The following is a 20,463-nucleotide window of genomic DNA, read 5'->3' as shown; positions in this document are numbered from 1 at the left end:
CTGGATTTATCTTCGCAATACTCCTTATATAAAAATAGGAATAATTTTCTATGACTACATCCAGCAAGCTTTTTTTGTCTTTAGCCCATAATCCTCCAAATTACGAATCCATTGCTCGGTTGCAAAATGAATTTAAGAATAAGGAAGAGTTTATAGTGGAGGGGGTAATACCTATTTTCGAGCAAATACTTTTTCCGCATATTCCTGAAGGAGCACACATTCTTGACCTAGGTTGTGGTTGCGGATATTTAGGCTCGCAACTTCACAAGAAAGGGTATAAAATGACTGGAATAGATGCTTCAGAAGCACTATTGAGTTATGCTCGAAAGAATGCGCCTGAAAATAACTTCATCCTTGGTGATATACGTCAGTTTGAGTTACCACCTACTTTTGATGCTGTTGTTTCAATTGATGTATTACTCTTCATAGTAAACAACGATGATCTGATATCTGTATTCCGAAATGTATATACAGCACTACAGAATAACGGTTTATTCATATTTTCGATACCATTAGTAGAATTGATGCGTAAAACAGTTGAGGAAGGATATATGAATCATGTCTATGTAAATGATGAATATGCCTTAATTGAATTGTTCCACTATCAGCCGGAAGAAAAAATCTGGAAAATAGAAGTAACTGGGTTTGAATTGATAGATAAGGTTTGGAAGCGTTCAGATGCTACTTGGTTGAGAAAAGATCATTTACTATCAGATGTTCAGTCAGCTTTAGAAAATGTGGGTTTCAGAGAAATTAGTAATATTAGTCCTGGAGATGAATCACAAAGTGCATGCTTCATTTGCTGGAAATAACTTATAGCATGAAAATGTAGTTTTAGTTTGAGCTAGTACAATAAGGTATAACAAAGAAGTTATAAGCTCAAGATGTAAAAACTTGGTTTATAGACTTACACAAAGTTTTTTATTTCGATTTATTTATACCATATTGTAATAGCATAATTTCAATTTTTTGAAAATTATATACTCGTTTTAATAAAGGATGATTACTTTTACTTTAATTTTGATTGAAATAACAATTTTTAAGGTATGAAAATGGATAAGCAATACTCGAATTTATCACCAGCTAAAAAAGCTCTTTTAGAAAAATGGAAGAGAGGAAAACTTATAGCTGATATTATTCCCAAACGTCAAAATTGTAAGAATATTCCCTTATCTTTTTCCCAACAAAGGCTGTGGTTCATTGACCAACTTTATCACGGCAGTTCGTTCTACAATATTCCCATAGCTTTTCACATACAAGGAAACCTTGATATTGCAGCACTTGAGCAAAGTTTAAATGAAATTCTGAAGCGTCATGAAGTTTGGCGGACAAATTTTAGGCTTGTGAATGGAGAGCCAATACAAGAAATTTTTCCCCATTCTACTTGGAATGTATCTATTATTAACCTAGAACATTTATGTGGTAAAGATTGGGAACCCGAAGTTAAACAAATTGCAGCAGAGGAAGCAAAAAAATCTTTTAATTTGGCTAAAGGTCCATTAGTGAGGGCTACTTTACTGCGATTAAGCCAAGAGGAATATGTTTTGCTGGTGACCATGCATCACATTATTACAGATGGATGGTCTTGCAATGTATTCCTGCGCGAACTGTCATCACTGTATCCTGCTTTCTCAAAAAATCTACCTTCCCCTTTACCCGAACTCCCGATTCAGTATGCAGATTTTGCTATTTGGCAACGCGCTCGCCTGAAGGGTGAATTCCTTGCAACCCAATTAAATTACTGGAAGCAACAACTCCAAGGTGAGTTACGAATACTACAACTTCCTACAGACCGTCCACGCCCTAACCTTGCTACTTTCACTGGTGCCAAGCAGTACTTTACATTCTCTGCATCCCTAGCTAATGCTCTCAAGCAATTAAGTCAGCGAGAAGACGCTACTTTATTTATGTGTTTGCTGGCAGCATTTAACATATTACTATACCGCTACACAGACCAAGAAGACATCTTAATCGGTTCTCCAATTGCTAATCGCAACCGTGCAGAATTGGAAGGGATGCTGGGCTTATTTGTTAATACTTTGGTGTTACGTAATAATCTCAGTGGTAATCCCAGTTTTCGCCAACTTTTACATCGAGTACGGGAGGTGACTCTAGATGCTTATGCACATCAAGATTTGCCTTTTGAGATGCTTGTAGAAGAATTGCAACCCGAACGGGACTTAAGCCGAAATCCGCTTTATGAGGTAATGTTCGTCTTGCAAAATACTCCAAGTTCCGTTCAGGAAGTGTCTGGTTTAACTTTACGTACTTTGGAGTTTGATAGCGGTACCGCTCAACTAGATATTTTTATATCAATGTCTGAATCCGAAGAGGGATTAACAGGTTCGTTAGAATACAACATAGATATTTTTGACTCAAGAACAATTACCCAATTTATCAATAATTTCCAAACTTTATTAGAAAATATAGTCATAAATCCAGAGCAGCATCTGAGTGAATTATCGCTACTTACCGCTTCTGAACAAGAAGAATTATTATCTAAGTTTAACCAAACTCGTGCAGACTACCCTCAAGACGTATCTCTGCATCAATTATTTGAGCAGCAAGTAGAATTAACACCATTATCTGTAGTACTAATTAGCGATTCTGAAAAAATAACTTATTGTCAATTGAACCATAGAGTTAATCAACTGGCACATTACTTACAGAAACAGGGTGTAACAAAAGAAACTTTGGTGGCTCTATGTTTGGAACGCGACCTAGATATGGTAGTGGGGATTTTAGCTATTCTCAAAGCTGGTGGTGCATACATTCCCCTTGACCCAAGTTATCCGGTGGAACGTTTGAATTTTATGCTTTCTGATTCCCAAGCATCGCTGTTAATTAGTAAGCAAGAAATTTTAGAAAAACTATCATTATCTGCGGCTAAAACCGTTTGCTTGGATATCCAAAAAGAGGAAATTGCACAAGAAAGCTTGGAAAATCCCATTAACCTATCTTCCTCTGATAATCTCGCTTATATTATCTACACTTCTGGGTCAACTGGAACACCCAAAGGTGTGCTTGGTACCCATCGCGGTACAGTAAACGGCTTAAACTGGTTATGGAAAACCTATCCTTTTAGAGAGGGAGAAGTTTGCTGTCAGAAAACAGCTATTAGTTTTGTCGATTCCGTCTGGGAAATTTTTGCTCCTTTACTTAAAGGAATTCCCACAGTAATCATCAGTAATTCAGATGTACTAGACTCGCAATTATTTATAGAATCTCTAGCACAACACCAAGTTTCTCGAATTATACTTGTACCTTCATTACTACGACTACTTTTAGATAATTATAGTCATCTAGTTAAAAAATTAACGCACCTAAAATTCTGGATAACTAGCGGAGAAGCATTATCGGTTAAGTTAGTTCAATCTTTCCGAGAATTGATGCCATTTGCCAAACTAATTAACCTTTATGGCTCATCGGAAGTTTCCGCCAATGCGACTTACTACGATACTAGTTTATTACCAGAACAAGCCCATAGTGTGCCTATTGGTTGTCCAATAGATAATACTCAAATTTATGTATTGAATCGCGATTTACAACCAACACCCATAGGAGTCATTGGAGAACTTTATGTTGGTGGTGATGGATTAGCAAAAGGTTATTTATATCGCCCAGAATTAACCCAAGAAAGATACATTGATAATCCTTTTATACCTGGAAATAAACTTTATAAAACAGGTGATTTAGTCCGATACCTCCGAGATGGTAATCTTGAATACTTAGGTCGCCATGATGAGCAAGTAAAAATTAGGGGTTTTCGGGTAGAATTAGGTGAAATTGCAACTGCGATCGCACAACATTCAGATGTGCAAGAATCGGTTGTAATTACTAGTGATGATGCTCAAGAAAATTCCCGTTTGATTGCCTATGTTGTCACAGATAAGCAGGATATAACTACACAACTATTATCCTATTTGCAACAGAAGCTACCTAACTACATATTACCATCCGCTTTTATTGTACTGGATAAACTTCCACTGACACCGAATGGAAAAGTAGATAAGCGTGCATTGCCAAGTAGTGATGTTATCCAATCAAATACAAATAAAGCCTTTGTTGCTCCCCGAAATTTTACAGAATTAGCTTTAGCAAAAACTTGGGAAAAGCTTCTCGATACTAGCCCTATTGGAGTGACAGATAACTTCTTTGAATTAGGTGGTCATTCATTTTTAGCCGTTCGCTTAATGGCTCAAATTCATGATAAATTTGAACATAATCTTCCCATCTCTACTCTATTTGAAAACCCAACTCTTGAAAAACTAGCTGCGATTGTTAGTCAACCATATCGCGAAATTTCCAATTCTCACTTAGTAACAATTAACCCTTCAGGAGACAAGACACCATTCTTCTGCATACATGGTGCTGGTGGAAATATTAGCCCATACTTTAATATATCCAGAAGGCTGGGTAAAGATTATCCATTTTATGCTTTGGAAGATAGGTTAGAACAAGATAGACCTGAAATTGTTTCGGTAGAAGAAACAGCAGCTCGTTACTTGCAAGAAATTCGTAAAGTGCAACCAAATGGTCCCTATCTTCTAGGTGGTCATTGTTATGGTGGTGTATTAGCCTTTGAAATGGCAAGACAATTACACAATCAGGGTAATACTGTCGGTTTATTAGTTGTCATTGATGCCATATTACCAGAAACAATAGTTGAACCTACGGAGGATGATGATGCTAAGTTTTTACTTCGGATCGCTGAATCAATTAAAACCGAGAATGATGTGGATTTTTCAGTACCTTTTGAAGAACTTCGAGATTTGCCATTAACAGAGCAGTTAAATTTGATTAATAAAAAGGCAAATTTTATCTTCAGTGATGCAGAAATTCAAGATTTTCTCAGTTATTACAAACTTTTTAAACTGCATGTTCAAGCAATGCGAAATTACATTCCCCAAGTTTATCCCCTACCCATAACTATATTTCGAGCTAGTGAAGAAATAATTCATGACTTTGATAATCCAGAATGGTCTAGTAGTGACCCTCTATTAGGTTGGGGTAAATGTTCTAGTCAACCCATTCAAACTGTTGATATCCCAGGGGATCATTTCTCGATTTTGGTTGAACCTCATATCCAAGATTTAACTAAACAACTAAAAAGTTGTATCGATAATGCTATATGCAATCTAAATTGATAATGGGAGTAAACACATTATGCAACTACCCCCAGGGCCAAAAACCCCTTCTTGGTTAATAGGTCTGCAATTCGAGGCTAATCCCTTTGATTATATGGATAGGATTTCCAAACGTTATGGTGATATGGTCACTCTCATGTTTGGTTCCACACCAATAGTTTATGTAAGCAATCCATCAGGAATCAAGCAAATTTTCACAAATACCAAAGAAATTGTTGCAAAGGGTGATTTAAACCGAGGTTTCGCTTTAGGGACAGGAGAAAAAGGAGTCCTTCAACTTGATGGTTTAATTCACAAAAATCGGCGCAAAATATTAATGCATACTTTTCATGGAGCGCGGATGCAAGCCTGTGGGCGACGTATCTGCGAACTCACAGAAAAGATTATTGGTCAGCAGACAGTTGGAAAACCTTTCATTGCATACCCAACAATTGAGGATATTACCTTAAAAGTGGGTATAGAAATTGTTATGGGTATAGATAAAGGAGAACGTCATGAAAAAATTAAGCATTTATTTACCTCCATTTTGAGATTAAATGTACAATCACCAATAGATAAGATTCTGCTCACTATTTTTGGAGAAAGAGATTTAGGTCGATGGAGCCCACAGGGTTATTTTCTCCACCTTCGACAAGAACTTTTCCAATTACTATCGACAGAGGTTGAAGAACGTCGCAATCAATTAGACTTTTCACGCACCGATATGCTTGCCGATCTTATCTTTGCTGAAGATGAGACAGGTCAACCACTAAGTAATGAGGAAGTGCGTGACCTTTTATTATCTCCTATATTTGCGGCTGGCGATGCTTCCGGAACTGCGATCGCTTGGGCTTTGTACTGGATTCATCGTTTACCTACTGTGCGATCGCGCTTGCTATCAGAAATTGATAGTCTTGGTGACAACCTAGACCCCATGAGCATTTTCGCATTACCTTACTTGAATGCGGTTTGTAACGAAGTTTTGCGAATTTATCCAACTCAGTTATTTGCATTTCCCAGATTGGTAGAATCAACCGTCGAGTTGATGGGCTACAAGTTAAATCCGGGAACAGTGCTTATTGCTAATATTTATTCAACACATCAGCATGAAGATTTATATCCTCAGCCAAAAGAATTTCTGCCAGAACGCTTTTTAGAAAAACAGTTCTCTCCCTATGAGTTTTTACCCTTCGGAGGTGGTTCTCGTGTGTGTATCGGCGCAACTTTTGCCTTATTTGAAATGAAACTTATATTAGTAACTATTCTTTCACGTTACGAATTAGAGCTAGTTAAGCAAAATCCTGAACGCCCCAAATATGGAGGTTTGATTTGTTATCCTGCTAGCGGCGTAAAGATGGTCAAGCGTGGTCTTCGTCAACGTCAAGGAAAGTCACAACTGTTAGCGGTCGATCTAATTTAATCTCTGGAGTTTTTCATTCCTCTGCATTGATACTGGAGTAAGTAATATTTATGACACTACCTCCAAAAGTGAAAACACCCACTTGGCTATTAAATCAGCAAATTAAGCATAATCCACTTGCCTACCTGGATTCTATCTACAAGCGCTATGGTGACATTGTAACTGTAATGTTTGGTTCTACACCATTTGTTTATGTCAGTAATCCCTTAGGAATAAAGCAGATTTTTAGTAATACCAAAGAAATTACAGACTCTAGTATATTTTTTCGAGATCCCACTTTGACAATAGGACAGCAAGGAATCCTTGAAATTGAGGGCTTAGTTCACAAACATCGTCGTCCTCTTTTAATGAAGACGTACCACGGAGAGCGGATGAACGCAAGTGGGCTAAAGATTTGCGAAATAACGAAAAAAATTATTAATCAACAGACGATTGGAAAGACTTTCACTGCTTATGACATAGTAGTAAAGATTATTTTGCAAATAGCGATAGAGATTGTGATAGGGTTACGAGAAGGAGAACGTTACAAAAAAATCAAGCATTTATTTACTTCTTTGATGAAGTATGAAGAATCTTTTCTGTATGATCTTCTTGTTAAAGAACTTTCTTTTGCACGATTGGATTTAGGTCGATGGAGTCCGCAGGGATACCGCAATAACCTCTATAAAAAAATACTTCAATTTTTATATGATGAAGTTCAAGAACGTCGGAAGCAGATAGATTCTTCACACACTGATATGCTCTGCGATCTCATACTTGCCTGTGATGAAACAGGTAAAGCATTAAGTAATGAGGAGATAGGTGACCTACTGTTTTTGCCTATATTCGCAAGTAGGGATGGTGCTGCACATTCGCTTATCTGGTGTTTATATTGGGTTCACCGTTTAAGAGATGTTCGCGATCAACTCCTTGATGAACTTGATGGTCTTGGTGAAAATCCAGATCCTATGAATATTGTTGCATTACCCTACCTTAGTGCTGTTTGCAACGAATCTTTACGAATTCTTTCCAGTCCAATGTTTATGTTACCGAGACTGGTAGAGTCTCCAGTAGAAATAATGAACTATGAGTTAATTCCGGGTACAGTACTGATTGGTAATATTTATTCAACACATCAACGTGAAGATTTATATCCAGAGCCAAAACAATTTAAGCCAGAGCGTTTTCTAGAAAGAAAATTTTCTCATTATGAATTTCTACCCTTCGGTGGTGGTGCTCGTAATTGCATTGCAGCACCTTTCGCTATATTTCAAATGAAGCTTGTATTAGCAACTATTCTTTCCAACTATAAATTAGAGTTGGTTAACAAGCAACCAGAAGGGCACAAGCGTTTTGACGATCAGTGTCATCCAAGGAGTGGTGTAAAAATGGTTTTTCATGGTCGGCGTTAAAACTCATGACATTAATAGTTACTTATTTTTTGCTTGTTTTAAGTATAAAATTAAATTCTTCATTCAGTCGATATGCCATATTTATCAACTGACCTTTTCAAGTTAAAAATACAATTCATCATTGAGGAAATAAATATGACCAAGAGTAATAAAGGTGCGGTCGTTATCACAGGAACATCCACAGGTATTGGTCGAGCGATCGCGCTTAAACTTACTGAGGAAGGGTATAGAGTATTTGCAGGAGTCCGCACAGAAAAAGATGCGGAAGCTCTTAAGCAAGTTGTATCTGGAGATTTAACACCGATTATCATGGACATCACAAAAGTGGAAGAAATAAAATCTGCTTCAGAATTTGTCTCCTTGGCAATCAGTGCTGAGGGATTATTTGCGTTAATTAACAATGCATATACTGGGTTTGACGGACCATTAGAATGTATACCAATAGATGATATAAGACGGAATTTTGAAATAAATGTTATAGGTCAGATAGCTGTCACACAAGCCTTTTTGCCAATGCTAAGAAAGACGAAAAGTAGAATTATTAATATTAGTGCAATTTGTGGTAGATTCGCTTTACCATACAGAGCGCTATTATCTACATCCAAAATCGCACTTGAGGCAATCACAGATTCTTTACGAATGGAGTTACGTTCCAGTGGAATTGAAGTATTGTCTATATTGCCAGAGGGAATAATCACTCCAGAGCAGGCTGACAAAGTAGAAGCTGATGGTAAAAAAGTATTAGCTAATATGTCACCCGAAATGAAAGCTATTTATGGTAAGAATTTTCAAGTATGTATAGAAGAATCCGTGCAGGGAAATCGCACCACAGGTTTACCATCTGAAAAAGTTACAGACGCTATATTAAAGGCTCTGGAAGCTCCCAAGCCTAGAAGACAATATTTTGTCGTGCGATCACCGTGGAAGTGGAAGCTGTATGCGTTGTATAAAAGGTTAGTAACCCACCAGTATTTTTATGACAATCTTTTTAAGGATTAATGAAAATATGAGATTTAATTAATAGTTAATTTGTATTTTCTTCCTTAAGAAGAACAACTAAAGTCCAGTATAGTCAATATGCCAATTCAACATACTCACGAATTTCTTACAAAATATTGTCGTTTTTGCTCCTTAGTTTCCAAAACTAATGGAGAAGACCCAATTGGTACAGCAGATACTTGTGACTATTGGTTAATGATGGAAATTCCCCTGCCTTGGTCGCAAAATATCTTTGAGGAAAATCCAACTCTCAAATCAGTGTTGGGTTTGTTTCAAGAGTTAGTTTTTCAGCATAGAATTAAGTTAAAACCGATACTAATTGCTCCCGATCTCGAGTATTCCTATCCTGGTTTTACCCGTGTGTTGTACTACTATCGCCCTGCAAAGCTATTTTCTCAGTTTGAGAAACAGGAGTTTGTTGTTCCAGAAAGCGAAGCTGCTGCTTTAGTGACAGCAATATTCAAGCAATTAATGCAACAACCCAACGATTTATCAGAATTTCAGCAGTATCAACAACAAACGAGTCACATTCGCGAACTCATGGTTTGCACCCATGCTCAAGTAGACCTTGCTTGTGGCAGATTTGGCACTCCTATATATCGGCGATTACGTAAGGAATATGCTCCTGCTTCCAATGGAAAGTTAAGAGTATGGCAAACAACTCACTTTGGCGGTCATCAATTTGCTCCTACCCTAATTGATTTACCTCAAGGATGTTTGTGGGGACATATTGAACCAGAAATATTGGATTTACTGGTAAAGCGAAATGGTTCAGTATTTGGTGTGCGTCAATACTACCGAGGATGGACTGGTTTAAGCAAATTTGAGCAAATAGCCGAGCGCGAAATTTGGATGCAGTTTGGATGGAATTGGCTTAACTATTTGAAAGCGGGAAAAGTAATGACAATGGAACAAGTGGCCGAAGGGCAAGAGCCTGACTGGGTAGAAGTTCGGATTAATTTTACAGACCCAGATAGTAGTACAAAAGGTGCCTATAAAGCCAAAATCGAAGTTTGTGGAGAAGTGATGACCGCATTTAATTCAGCAAAAGAAATCGAACTAGAAGCAGTAAAGCAGTATCGTGTTAGCCATTTGGCTAAAGTTGAGTAAATAAATGACTTCACCAAAACAATCTCAAATTACAAACGAAATCCTTCAAGGTAATTTAATTAAATTAATGTTTAAGCTGTCAATACCCAGTATTTTGGGGGTATTAATGCTTAGTTTAAACAGCTTTATCGATGCTTTATTTGCAGGAAGGTTCATTGGTGAAAATGCTTTAGCTGGTATCTCAATAGCAATGCCACTTACATCTTTAGTCAATGGATTTGCTGGCTTGATAGGAGTAGGCTCTGCTTCTGTTCTTAGTCGAGCTATTGGATCTGGAGAGGTTAAGACTCAATCCAAATTATTTGGAAATATTATAATTTTAAGTATTGTAATTTCTTCTTTCATTACAATTATTGGTTATATATTTGGTCAAGAATTAATTGCATTCATGGGCGGGAATGGTGAAGTTGCCTCAGAAGGTACAAAGTATTTAAAAATATATGTATTAGGTTCTATATTTTTGATATTGGGAGAAGCTTTTGGGGAGGTTATAAATTCAGAAGGAAAGATTAGATTGAATACAATATTTAACTTGATTTTTGTGAGTATTAATGTTTTATTAAACTATATATTCATCACTGTATATAATTGGGGAATCCAAGGCATCGCTCTGGCTACAGTTATCGCAATGGTGGTTTCTAGTATTCTGAATCTATCTTATTTTATTACAGGTAAAAGCATTATCCCTGTTCATATTAAAAAAATAGTGCTCGCGATAGACTTACTTACAGAAATATTTTCAATAGGAGTGTCTTCAATATTTTTTCCAGTGGTGATATTAGTTCAAGAATTAGTGATGTTTAATTTAATTTCCGATTACGGAAAGAATATCGATATTGCTTTTTTCGGTGCAACAATGAAATTGAATTCACTGATGCTCATTCCTAGTGTTGGCTTTGCACAAGCATTACAACCAGTAATAGGCATGAATTATGGGGCGAAGAAGTACAGAAGGGTTAAGAACGCATATTTACTTTTCGTAATAATAGGATCTGCATTACTATTACTTATTTGGCTACCTTTACAAATAGCTCCAAAGACATTTTTAAATATAATTTTACCAGGTGTTAATTTTACTGGAGAGGATGTAATTAATTTTAGGATACTCAATATACTAATACCAATATGGCCTTTAGCTTACTGTAGTAATACCCTTTTCCTCTCTATCGGTAAGCCTAAAGTTGTTTTATTAGCACTATTTTTGAAAAGCATAGTATTGAATGTGCCAATGATGATATTTTTCTCCAAGATAATTGGTTTAAGAGGTATATATATCGGTTCAATCTTGGAGATTGTATATTTATGTTGGTAGTTTTTTTGCTGACAGCGAAAGAATTTAGACATTTATATAAGCTTAATTATACATAAGTTATTTTGATAATCATTTGAAATTTAATAAAAGAAAATATGAGCTTTTACATATAATTTTGTTATATAAAGTCAAAATACAAATGATTCTTAGTTGAAGATAATTACATGAACGAGTTAGTAAAAAGATTATCAAAGGAGGAAACAGCATCTAAGAGGTGTTTGAAAAGTGGTTGACTGTCATTTTAATCACATGATTACCCCCCTTAGTCCACGCCACTTGCTACAAGTCGGGAAACCGCGATGGCGCAGTGGCTCCCCTTATAAAGGGGGAAATGAGAGAAATTCAGTTCCTCACGCCACATGCTTCAAGTCGGGCATTGCCGCGATGGCGCAGTGGCTCCCCTTTATAAGGGGAGGGTTAGGGTGGGGTAAAAAATATTTGATACATCAATCATAACTTTTCAAACATCCTCTAATGCTTAGTACACCTCATCATCAAGAGAAACAGTAAGTAAGTGTCCGTTTCACTATGTTTTATTACTTAATGGAGATTTTTCATGGTTACATCCTCTAATTATCAACAACGGGTGTGGTTTATTACCGGTACTTCAAGCGGTCTTGGCAGAGCTTTAGCTGAAGCGGTACTAGAAAAGGGTGAAGCAGTGGTTTTAACAGCACGAAATCCGCAGAAAGTTCAAGATTTAGCTGCAAAATACCCAGACCTTGCAATCGCTGTGCAACTTGATGTCACGAAACCCGAAGAGGTGCGAGAAGCAGTAAAGCAGGCAATTGCTCAATATGGACGCATTGATGTACTTGTCAATAATGCCGGAGTGTCAACTATTGGAGCAATTGAAGAAGTCAGTGATAAGGAGGTTCGTCGTCTATTTGAAACAAACTTTTTTGGTGTTTTAGACATGCAACGGACAGTATTACCTTATATGCGACAGCAACGCAGTGGTCATATCCTTAATGTTTCATCAATAGGTTGTTTTAGTACTGCTAATGCTTGGGGATTCTACAACAGTAGTAAACTTGCAGTAGAAGGAATTTCCGGAAGTTTGGCGAGTGAAGTGGCTCCATTCGGTATTAAGGTTACTATTGTTGAACCTGGTGCTTTCCGTACTGATTTTATCAAGCGTTCTGTTGTCGTAACTGATACTCAAATTAAGGATTATGAAGTATCAATTGGAAATATGCGTCAAGATATGTGGGATCACGATTTAAATGCACTTGGTGACCCTAGAAAAGCTGCTCTAGCCATGATTAAAGCAGTCGATAGTGATAACCCACCAATTAGATTAGCGCTGGGACCAGATACAGTAGAAGTGATTGAAGGTGCATTGGAGTTTATAAAATCAGAATTAGATGCTTGGAGGGAAGTATCTATGAGTACTAATTTTGATGACTATTAACACACCCCTCGAAATGAGATCGCTTTTTGCAATCAAGTCTTCACTAACGTGCGGTTCTTCAATGCATCGGCTAAGTAACCACTGACATCAAAGTTGTTTGCTAACTCTGGCGTGAAATTCAACCGAATAATTTTTGATACACTTGCCGCCAGAAAATAAACAGTTTGGCACGTTTGATATGATTAATAATCGCCTGCTCCGCTTTTGATAACTCCACGCTTTGGGTGCCACAAGGGCAGTTCTATGCCTTTAAACCTACTCCCCTTAAATGAGAACTACTTTACACAAATTTACATAACTGGACACCGCACAACTCTTGTGTCAGCCTCTTTGGTCATCCTAACCTGAAGTTGTGATTACTGTACCGGATCTCTAGCAGATATTTAGAAAGATCATCAAGAAAAAGATTTATACCAATGGGACTATAGAATTCCCAGATACTTCCATCAACAATATAAGCTCGATTGTTCTTAACAGCTTTTAGAAATTGGATCAAAGGATTCTGATATAGAGGTTTTGAAGGGTTATTAAGCTCAGTAAAAAACATGATGTCAGCCTCAAAATCGCCGACTGCCTCGATACTGATATTACTATATTCTTCTTTTCTTAGCAAGATCGGTTTAATTGGTAAACCAATATCTTGGAAAACTTGGAAGTAGCTTGCCCAATTGGCTGGAGGAAAAAGCTGATTTTGATAATAGCCAAGAACTGAGATTTCTGAATTCAGTAAGCGATCGCCTAACTGATTCTTAAACTTTGAAATGCGCTCTTGGTATCGAGCAAGTACTTCTTCTCCTTCCTTCTCTTTTCCCACAATTTCTGCAATATATCGAAAATTTGCTTTTATAGGTATTCTATCTTTCCATATATCTATGAGTACAGCAGGGGCAATTTTTGATAGTTGTTCGTATGCTGGTTCAAATTGATCTGCCATAAGAATTAAGTCTGGTTTTAGTTTTAAAATCCTTTCCACAGAAGGAGTGGGTTCTACTCCTACTATTTCAATTCCTTCAACCAGCCTCCGACTAGCGGACTACGCCGCAAGTGATATATATAAGAAACACAGGAAATTCAAGGGAAATTTGAGAGCTTTAGACTTACAATTAATAGTTACCCTGACAGTCAAAACCGTGTTAACAGTGGTGTTAATTACGCCCGTATATCAGCCTGGTTCTGAGTGAAATTGGTACCTTGCGGTGAAGTGACTGTTGAATTGTCACTATCCCGTTTAGGAGATTAGATTTGGACACCTCACTCAGGTCGGGGTACATAAATACTGTGAAAAATGTAATTGCGATGACGGAGGCTACTATGAGCAAAAAAGAATCGCAACCAAAGTCACCAAATTCTAATTTACCATTAATCAACTCAAATGCAGCAGGGATAGATATTGGTGCAGACAGACACTGGGTAAGTGTTCCAACAGATAGGGATAAAGACTCTGTACGCAGTTTCGGTTGTTTTACTGCTGAGTTATATGCGATGGCGGACTGGTTAAAATCTTGTCGAATCGAAACTGTAGCAATGGAATCAACGGGAGTTTACTGGATACCTGTATTCCAAATTCTCGAAAGTAAGGGATTTGAGGTAAAACTTGTTAATGCTCACTCTGTAAAAACTGTACCAGGCCGTAAAACTGACGTACTAGATTGCCAGTGGTTGCAACAGTTGCATACTTATGGTTTGCTAGCAGGTTCATTTCGTCCAGACGACCAAATTTGTATCCTTCGTAGTTATATGCGACAACGGGACAACCTCATTAAAAGTGCTTGTGTCCACGTACAAAGAATGCAAAAAGCTTTGACTGAAATGAACATACAATTGCACCCTTGTTATTAGTGACATTACGGGTACTACAGGTATGGCAATTATCAATGCGATTGTTTCTGGTGAGCGTGACCCAAAGAAGTTGTCTGAACTAAAAGACGAACATATTAGAGCAAGTTGTACGAGTATCGCTGCTGCTTTGACTGGGGATTATAGACCAGAACTAGTGTTTATTTTGTCACAAGAGCTAGGGCTTTATAAATTCTACCAGACACAAATAAGTGAATGCGATGCTCAAATCGAGCAGTGTCTAGCTCAATTCACAGATAAAGTAGACGTTAAGATTAACCCTCTTGGTAAACCGAAACGTCGTGGCAAAAAACAACCAGGAAATGCTCCCCAGTTTGATTTACGCACTCATCTATATCGCATCACAGGCGTAGATTTTACTCAAATCAATGGTTTAGGAGCTTTAACTGTGTTGATTATATTGTCTGAAGTCGGATTAGACCCGTCTCGTTTTCCCACAGTTAAGCATTTCGTTTCTTGGTTAGGGTTATGTCCTGGTAGTCGCGTAACTGGCGGTAAGGTCAAAAGCTCTAAAACTCGCCCTGTTATCAATCGGGCCGCAAATGCTTTTCGCATGGCCGCACAAACACTTTGTCGCAGCAATTCTGCCTTGGGAGGATTTTACAGACGAATGCAGTCTCGCATGGGCGCACCAAAGGCAATTACTGCGGCTGCTCACAAACAAAGCACGTATTTTCTATCGTCTCTGGACATCAGGAGCAGCCTTTGCAGACCCTGGTGTTGATGCTTTTGAACAAAAGTACCATGAACGTATGGTGAACAACTTAAAGAAAAAAGCTCACTCTTTGGGGTTTGATTTAATTGCTCAGCCTACAATCAATGAGGAACAGTGCGCTGTGTAAGATGCTTTCATTACCTCAGTAATAGAAGCGTTACTTAAAAATCAACGCATGACTCAGGCGACGGTTTAACTCCCAATCACTTCATGCATTATAAAAACACTCATGTAACACGCTGTTTCATGATAATCAAGCGTGATAATTATCATGAAAAATTAAACGCGTTCTTTAAATCGTTACGCCTCTACCAAATCTTCTGCCATGGGATGTGTTTCTTAGGAGTTATCTACTACTTTGAATCGCGAGTTAAAACTCCCAACTGACAGAGCCTACAATTGTGAAAGGTTTACCTCTTACAACAGGAAATATTCTTCCTTCAGCATAAGTAACATAGTCTGTATCAAATAAATTACGAACATTTATTGCTGCCCGAAAACCATCTCTTTTATAGAAAATAGCAGCATCAGTTCGGAAGTAATCATCTAATTGAAATGAGTTGGCTAAGTCACCCTGACGTTTGCCTACATAAAATAGTCCCAAGCCAAATCCTAATCCCTTCAGATCGCCCTCCTGAATTTCGTAAGTTGTCCAGAGACTAGCTTGGTGTTCTGGCACGTTGTCTAATTGATTACCAACAGGAAAAGAGTTATCCTTAGTTACTTCCGCATCCGTGTAAGTATAGGAACCAATTACTTTCCAACCGGGCAAAATCTCACCTGCAATATCCAATTCAATCCCTTGACTGCGCTGTTCTCCAGTTTGAACAGAAAAACCTTGAGCTGCCCGTATTGGGTCAGGATCGGGCGTGAGCACATTTGTTCTAGTCAAGTGATAGGCAGCTAGAGTCGTTGAAAGCCTCCCGTCTAAAAATTCTGCTTTAACCCCGACTTCGTACTGAGTTCCCCTAGTTGGCTCAAAACTTCTTTCTCCATCTGCTGAACGAGCGTAAAAAGAGGGTCTAAAAGAACGACTATAGCTGGCATAAAGAGAAACTGTTTCACTGGGTTGATACACTAAACCCAGTCGAGGGCTAAAGGCTTCATCGCTTCGCTGCGTTCTTCCATCCCCAAACACCGTTAAGTCAAAATCAGTGGATACCCAATCATAGCGACCTCCAATCAGGAATTTTAGGCTATCACTAAATTCAATTTGATCCTGAAGATAGACCCCGTATGAGTCAAAAGCATAAACATCCTGCCCTCGGTTTGGCGAAATAAAGCCAGGTGTTGGTATATCGTAGTTTGGATTAAAGATATCGAGATCGGGTATACCACTGAGATCGTACAAAAGAGGATTTTGTTCAACTTCAGATATATCTGCATCAAAACCTACCACAACTTGGTGCGAAATCGAGCCAGTTTTGAATTTTGCCAACAAGTCGATCTGCCCAAAGTAGGTGCTTCGATTAGTAAAAGAATCCTGACCAAAACCATTGGTGAATACTAAGAAGCGATCATCTCGTAATTCACCATAGAGAACTCCGTTTTGTTCGTAGCGATCCAACGTTACTGCAAGATTATTCCGAAGTTGCAAGTTATCGTTAAAGCTATGTTTAAAAGTATATCCAAATTTTTGTGTTTGGTACGACCCTTCATCTAGACTGGGATAAGTTGAAAGGAAGTTTCGAGGAGATAGTAAGCTACTATCCTCACGCAAAATAGCAGGAGCAAAAAAACCAAGGTTTCCAGAGGTACGGGTAAATTCATAGTACAGATCCAGATTAGTACGCTCGCTAAAGTTCACTGTGATCGAGGGGGCAACTGAAATCTGGTCAAAATTGACAAAATCTCTAACGTCGTCTGAATTCTCATACCCAGCAATGAGTCGGTAAAGCACTTTTTTGTCAGTCGTTAGAGGACCTGAGAAGTCAATAATGGGTTGGAAAAAACTACGATTTCCCGCTTGAAGTTCAATTTTGTAATAAGGCTCGCTCAAAGGCTTCTTCGTAACCGTGTTAACTATTCCACCGGGTTCTAGGGAACCAAAGAGAACTGAGGCGGGACCTTTGAGAACTTCCACGCGCTCAATTGTTCCAACTGGTTCTAACGTATAGAACTCATTACCTTGAGGAAATCCGTTGCGGAAGTTGCCTACTTGTCTAAATCCTCTGAGGATTCTAGCACCGCCTGATATCCCATAACCGGAGTCTTCAGAGGTAACGCCACTGACTGTTTCGAGTGCTTCGCTTAACCTGTTAACATTGCGGTCTTCAAGTACCTGCCTTGGCACTACCTGAATCGACTGGGGAATATCCCGCAATGGTGTATCCGTTCGCGTCCCTGTACTCGCATTGGGTACGTTATAGCTATCCTGTTCCCCCGTAACAACCAATTCAATCGGCTCATCTTGTTGCGCTGCGGGTTGTTCTGACCCCTCCCTTCCCTCCCCTTGCGAAGGGGAGGGAAGGGAGGGGTTCGGCTGTTCTTCGGTTGGTGTTTCTGGGGTTTGTGCAGATGTGGCTGTAGATGCTACTGCAAAAACCAGCCCTGCATTATCATCAAGTAACTCAACTGTGGGCAAAGCCTTCTCACCCACCACTGTCACCCGCACAGTATTTGCATCAATATTCGTAACTGTTATCTGAGTAATTCCCGCAATGGGTTTTTCCGAACGAAATGTAAAAGCATCGCCTGACGGTAACCGCAATTGTCCGCCAGATACATCGGCAATAAAATTATTACCCGTACTACGATTTATAACTTGCAGTTGAGTTCCAGCCGTCGTTTCTAAAATCACCTCCACACCTTTGGGAGTGGGATTTGCCTTTACTCCCGTGATTGGTACAACTTGATCCCCATTTGTTTGTTCTGGATTAGGGGAGTTAGTTGGTGAAGGTGTCTGTACCAGCATTCTGGCGCTAGTCGCGGGAAGTTTGATCTCACTCAGTCGGGGAATGTTTTTACTTGCTTCATTCGCCTTTGCTCTGGGCAGTAAATTTGCAATTTGAGACTCTTTGAGTCGAGGTTTCCTTGTACTGGGAGTTAATACTGGAGATTTGGCGATGGCTACGCCCGCCTTTGGCAACGCAAATTCTTCATCTGTAACTCCAACCTTCTCATCTAATGTAGATTTCCCTCCCGTCGCGGTATAATATTCGCCTATTCCATCTTCTCGTACTTCCTCGCATATCGCTGGAGTGCCTATCAAAAGAATAACCGCACCTGTCAGATGCAGGCTTTGAAACAATTTATCTAACTTCATTTATCTGCTCACACTCACTCACACTAGTTGGTTGTACTGAAGACACAATGACGCTTTTTAAAAAAGTTTGTCATTTAAGTTGAAATTCATTAAATTCTATTATGAACTGATAGAAGACACAAGATAGTTAACAGTTTTTTTCATTTAGTTTTGGATACCAAGCAACAATTATTTTTAAGCTAGATATTTGCTTGATACATAATTAGAGATTGTATTTAGTAGCTAAGACTACTTTTTCAGCAAGTATTTCAAAAAGCCAAAATAGCTGTATGAGCTACGCGATCGCCCTGCGCCATCGCCGAGTATGCCAAAAGCGTCATCTCGCAACCGCAGTCGATTCTTCTGATATAACGCTGAAGTTTCTCAAATACTTGCCAATCTACCGCTGTGTATATCTCCTTTCTCACGGGGATTGGAAATTGGTATGGCTCATAATTACCGATCGATCCGTTTGCCGTGACGGGGTGACAAAAGGGCTAGGATACACGTAGAATCAGTGACCTAGCTCTTAGACCTTGTTGATAATACTTCCACTTATTACGATATAGTCTCATTAATTCCGTGACTAAATCTTCACATGATTCCATAAAATTAACCCATGTTTGACCAAATAATCCGATATAAAAACTGCTGTGTCGCCTTTTTTCGCGCAATTTCCGCAGTATTAAGCCAATACAACGTGCATTAGCTCGAGCCAGTAGTCATATGGACGAACAAAGAAGCCGGATTTATTTAAACGTAATCGCCGCCTTGCTCAATTGCTCCAGCGATCGGGAAGTGATGAAGATATTAGCAGCCAACTCTCAATGGATAGATGAAGGGTTCGTGCAGGTAATGGGACAAGTCGCAGATGATATGGTTTCAGTTGGTCGCAACTATACAGCAGATTGGTTACTAAATCTCAGTCAGGAGTTAGCATCTTCTTTAAACAATCAAGCAACTCCTCAAAATTTGGAGCTTTACCAAACTTTTTTAGTTGAAGTGTTGCAGACAATCCAAGATAATCCTAACACACAAATGGCGTACCTGTTATTGGTAGCAAATCAAGACAAGCTCAATGAGAATTTGGCTTATGTGCTACAAGCTTGGGCAAGAGCTACTCTGCCTTCTTTGTCGGAAATAGCAGCACAATATACTGCAGCAACTCTTGTCGAATTCAGTAACCTCATAAAGGGTTTTGCTCTTGGCAACAATGAAGTTAACATAGAAATTGCAATTATCGGCTATCAGATAGCAGCCACAGTTTTCACACGCGATCGCTCTCCTCATGCATGGGCAACGATACAAAGTAATATCGCGCTGGCTTTGTGCGATAAGCCGGGTACGGCTTGCGCCAAGGGCGATCGCATCCGTGGTGAACGAGCAGATAATCTAGAGCTAGTAATTCACTACTACAATCAAGCGTTGCAGGAGTACAAACACTTAGACTTCCCCGATGATTGGGCAAGAGCGCAAGTTAATCTCGGGCTTGCCTATTGGGAGCGTATTCGTGGTGAACGAGCAGATAATATAGAAAGAGCGATAGAGTGTTATCGACAAGCATGCACCGAATTCACACTCGTTCGCTCTCCCCAAATGTGGGCGAGAGCACAAAACAATCTTGGACTTGCCTACAAAGAGCGTGTTTGTGGTAACCGAGCGGATAATCTGGAACTAGCGATAGAATGTTACAACCAAGCATTGCAGGTCTATACACGCTCTGACGAACCAGAAATGTGGGCATCAGTGCTAAATAATTTGGGTAATGCCTACTGCGATCGCCTGAGAGGGTGTTTATAAATAAAAAGTAAAGAGCACTGCAATCATTCCCGAGAATAGGTATCTTAAAAAAGACGGTGGTCGTATTTGAGTCGA

Annotated in this window: 12 protein-coding genes and 2 pseudogenes; 10 read left to right on the top strand and 4 right to left on the bottom strand. The window is 38.9% G+C overall.

Annotated features, from left to right (window positions below):
• Positions 1 to 50 precede the first annotated feature (50 nt).
• The 8 genes from F7734_RS30755 to F7734_RS30720 all read left to right on the top strand — a co-directional run bounded on the left by F7734_RS30755 (position 51) and on the right by F7734_RS30720 (position 12,772).
• Positions 51 to 812, top strand: coding sequence for a class I SAM-dependent methyltransferase (locus tag F7734_RS30755; RefSeq protein WP_243147180.1), 762 nt, complete (start codon positions 51 to 53; stop codon positions 810 to 812).
• A gap of 240 nt (positions 813 to 1,052) precedes the next feature.
• Positions 1,053 to 5,147: a non-ribosomal peptide synthetase gene (locus tag F7734_RS30750; protein ID WP_155748362.1), complete on the top strand. Its 4,095-nt coding sequence runs from the start codon at positions 1,053 to 1,055 to the stop codon at positions 5,145 to 5,147.
• A 19-nt stretch (positions 5,148 to 5,166) separates the two neighbouring features.
• On the top strand, positions 5,167 to 6,546 hold the full coding sequence (locus tag F7734_RS30745) for a cytochrome P450 (RefSeq protein WP_155748361.1): 1,380 nt from the start codon (positions 5,167 to 5,169) through the stop codon (positions 6,544 to 6,546).
• Positions 6,547 to 6,596: 50 nt separating this feature from the next.
• Positions 6,597 to 7,937 (top strand): cytochrome P450, encoded by a 1,341-nt coding sequence (locus tag F7734_RS30740; protein ID WP_155748360.1) that lies wholly within the window; start codon positions 6,597 to 6,599, stop codon positions 7,935 to 7,937.
• 135 nt (positions 7,938 to 8,072) lie between these two features.
• The gene (locus tag F7734_RS30735) at positions 8,073 to 8,936 is read left to right on the top strand and encodes an SDR family NAD(P)-dependent oxidoreductase (protein ID WP_155748359.1); all 864 of its coding nucleotides are present in this window, start codon (positions 8,073 to 8,075) and stop codon (positions 8,934 to 8,936) included.
• A gap of 78 nt (positions 8,937 to 9,014) precedes the next feature.
• Positions 9,015 to 10,046: a sucrase ferredoxin gene (locus tag F7734_RS30730; protein ID WP_155748358.1), complete on the top strand. Its 1,032-nt coding sequence runs from the start codon at positions 9,015 to 9,017 to the stop codon at positions 10,044 to 10,046.
• A gap of 4 nt (positions 10,047 to 10,050) precedes the next feature.
• Complete coding sequence (locus tag F7734_RS30725) at positions 10,051 to 11,358, top strand: MATE family efflux transporter (protein ID WP_155748357.1); 1,308 nt, start codon at positions 10,051 to 10,053, stop codon at positions 11,356 to 11,358.
• A 556-nt stretch (positions 11,359 to 11,914) separates the two neighbouring features.
• On the top strand, positions 11,915 to 12,772 hold the full coding sequence (locus F7734_RS30720) for an oxidoreductase (RefSeq protein ID WP_155748356.1): 858 nt from the start codon (positions 11,915 to 11,917) through the stop codon (positions 12,770 to 12,772).
• A gap of 334 nt (positions 12,773 to 13,106) precedes the next feature.
• On the opposite strand, the gene F7734_RS30715 is transcribed toward F7734_RS30720, so the two are convergent.
• Positions 13,107 to 13,745 carry an ABC transporter substrate-binding protein gene (locus F7734_RS30715; RefSeq protein WP_166482253.1) on the bottom strand — a complete coding sequence of 213 codons (639 nt, stop codon included), beginning with the start codon at positions 13,743 to 13,745 and terminating at the stop codon, positions 13,107 to 13,109.
• A 338-nt stretch (positions 13,746 to 14,083) separates the two neighbouring features.
• Between F7734_RS30715 and F7734_RS30710 the strand changes: the two are divergent.
• Positions 14,084 to 15,471, top strand: a pseudogene (locus F7734_RS30710) (IS110 family transposase).
• Positions 15,472 to 15,714: 243 nt separating this feature from the next.
• Here the strand turns inward: F7734_RS30710 and F7734_RS30705 are convergent.
• The 3 genes and pseudogenes from F7734_RS30705 to F7734_RS64025 form a co-directional block, all read right to left on the bottom strand.
• Positions 15,715 to 18,609, bottom strand: a complete 2,895-nt coding sequence (locus F7734_RS30705; RefSeq protein WP_155748354.1) for a TonB-dependent siderophore receptor — start codon at positions 18,607 to 18,609, stop codon at positions 15,715 to 15,717.
• 248 nt (positions 18,610 to 18,857) lie between these two features.
• Positions 18,858 to 19,016, bottom strand: a complete 159-nt coding sequence (locus F7734_RS64035; RefSeq protein ID WP_243147178.1) for a hypothetical protein — start codon at positions 19,014 to 19,016, stop codon at positions 18,858 to 18,860.
• A gap of 69 nt (positions 19,017 to 19,085) precedes the next feature.
• Positions 19,086 to 19,259, bottom strand: a pseudogene (locus F7734_RS64025) (IS4 family transposase); the annotation flags it as partial.
• 55 nt (positions 19,260 to 19,314) lie between these two features.
• Here F7734_RS64025 and F7734_RS30690 point away from each other — a divergent pair.
• Positions 19,315 to 20,388, top strand: coding sequence for a tetratricopeptide repeat protein (locus tag F7734_RS30690; protein ID WP_155748353.1), 1,074 nt, complete (start codon positions 19,315 to 19,317; stop codon positions 20,386 to 20,388).
• The last annotated feature ends 75 nt before the right edge of the window (positions 20,389 to 20,463 follow it).

This window comes from Scytonema sp. UIC 10036 (assembly GCF_009725235.1).
The sequence above is the reverse complement of the archived record's forward strand: the minus strand, read 5'-3'. Positions and strand labels throughout refer to the sequence as shown.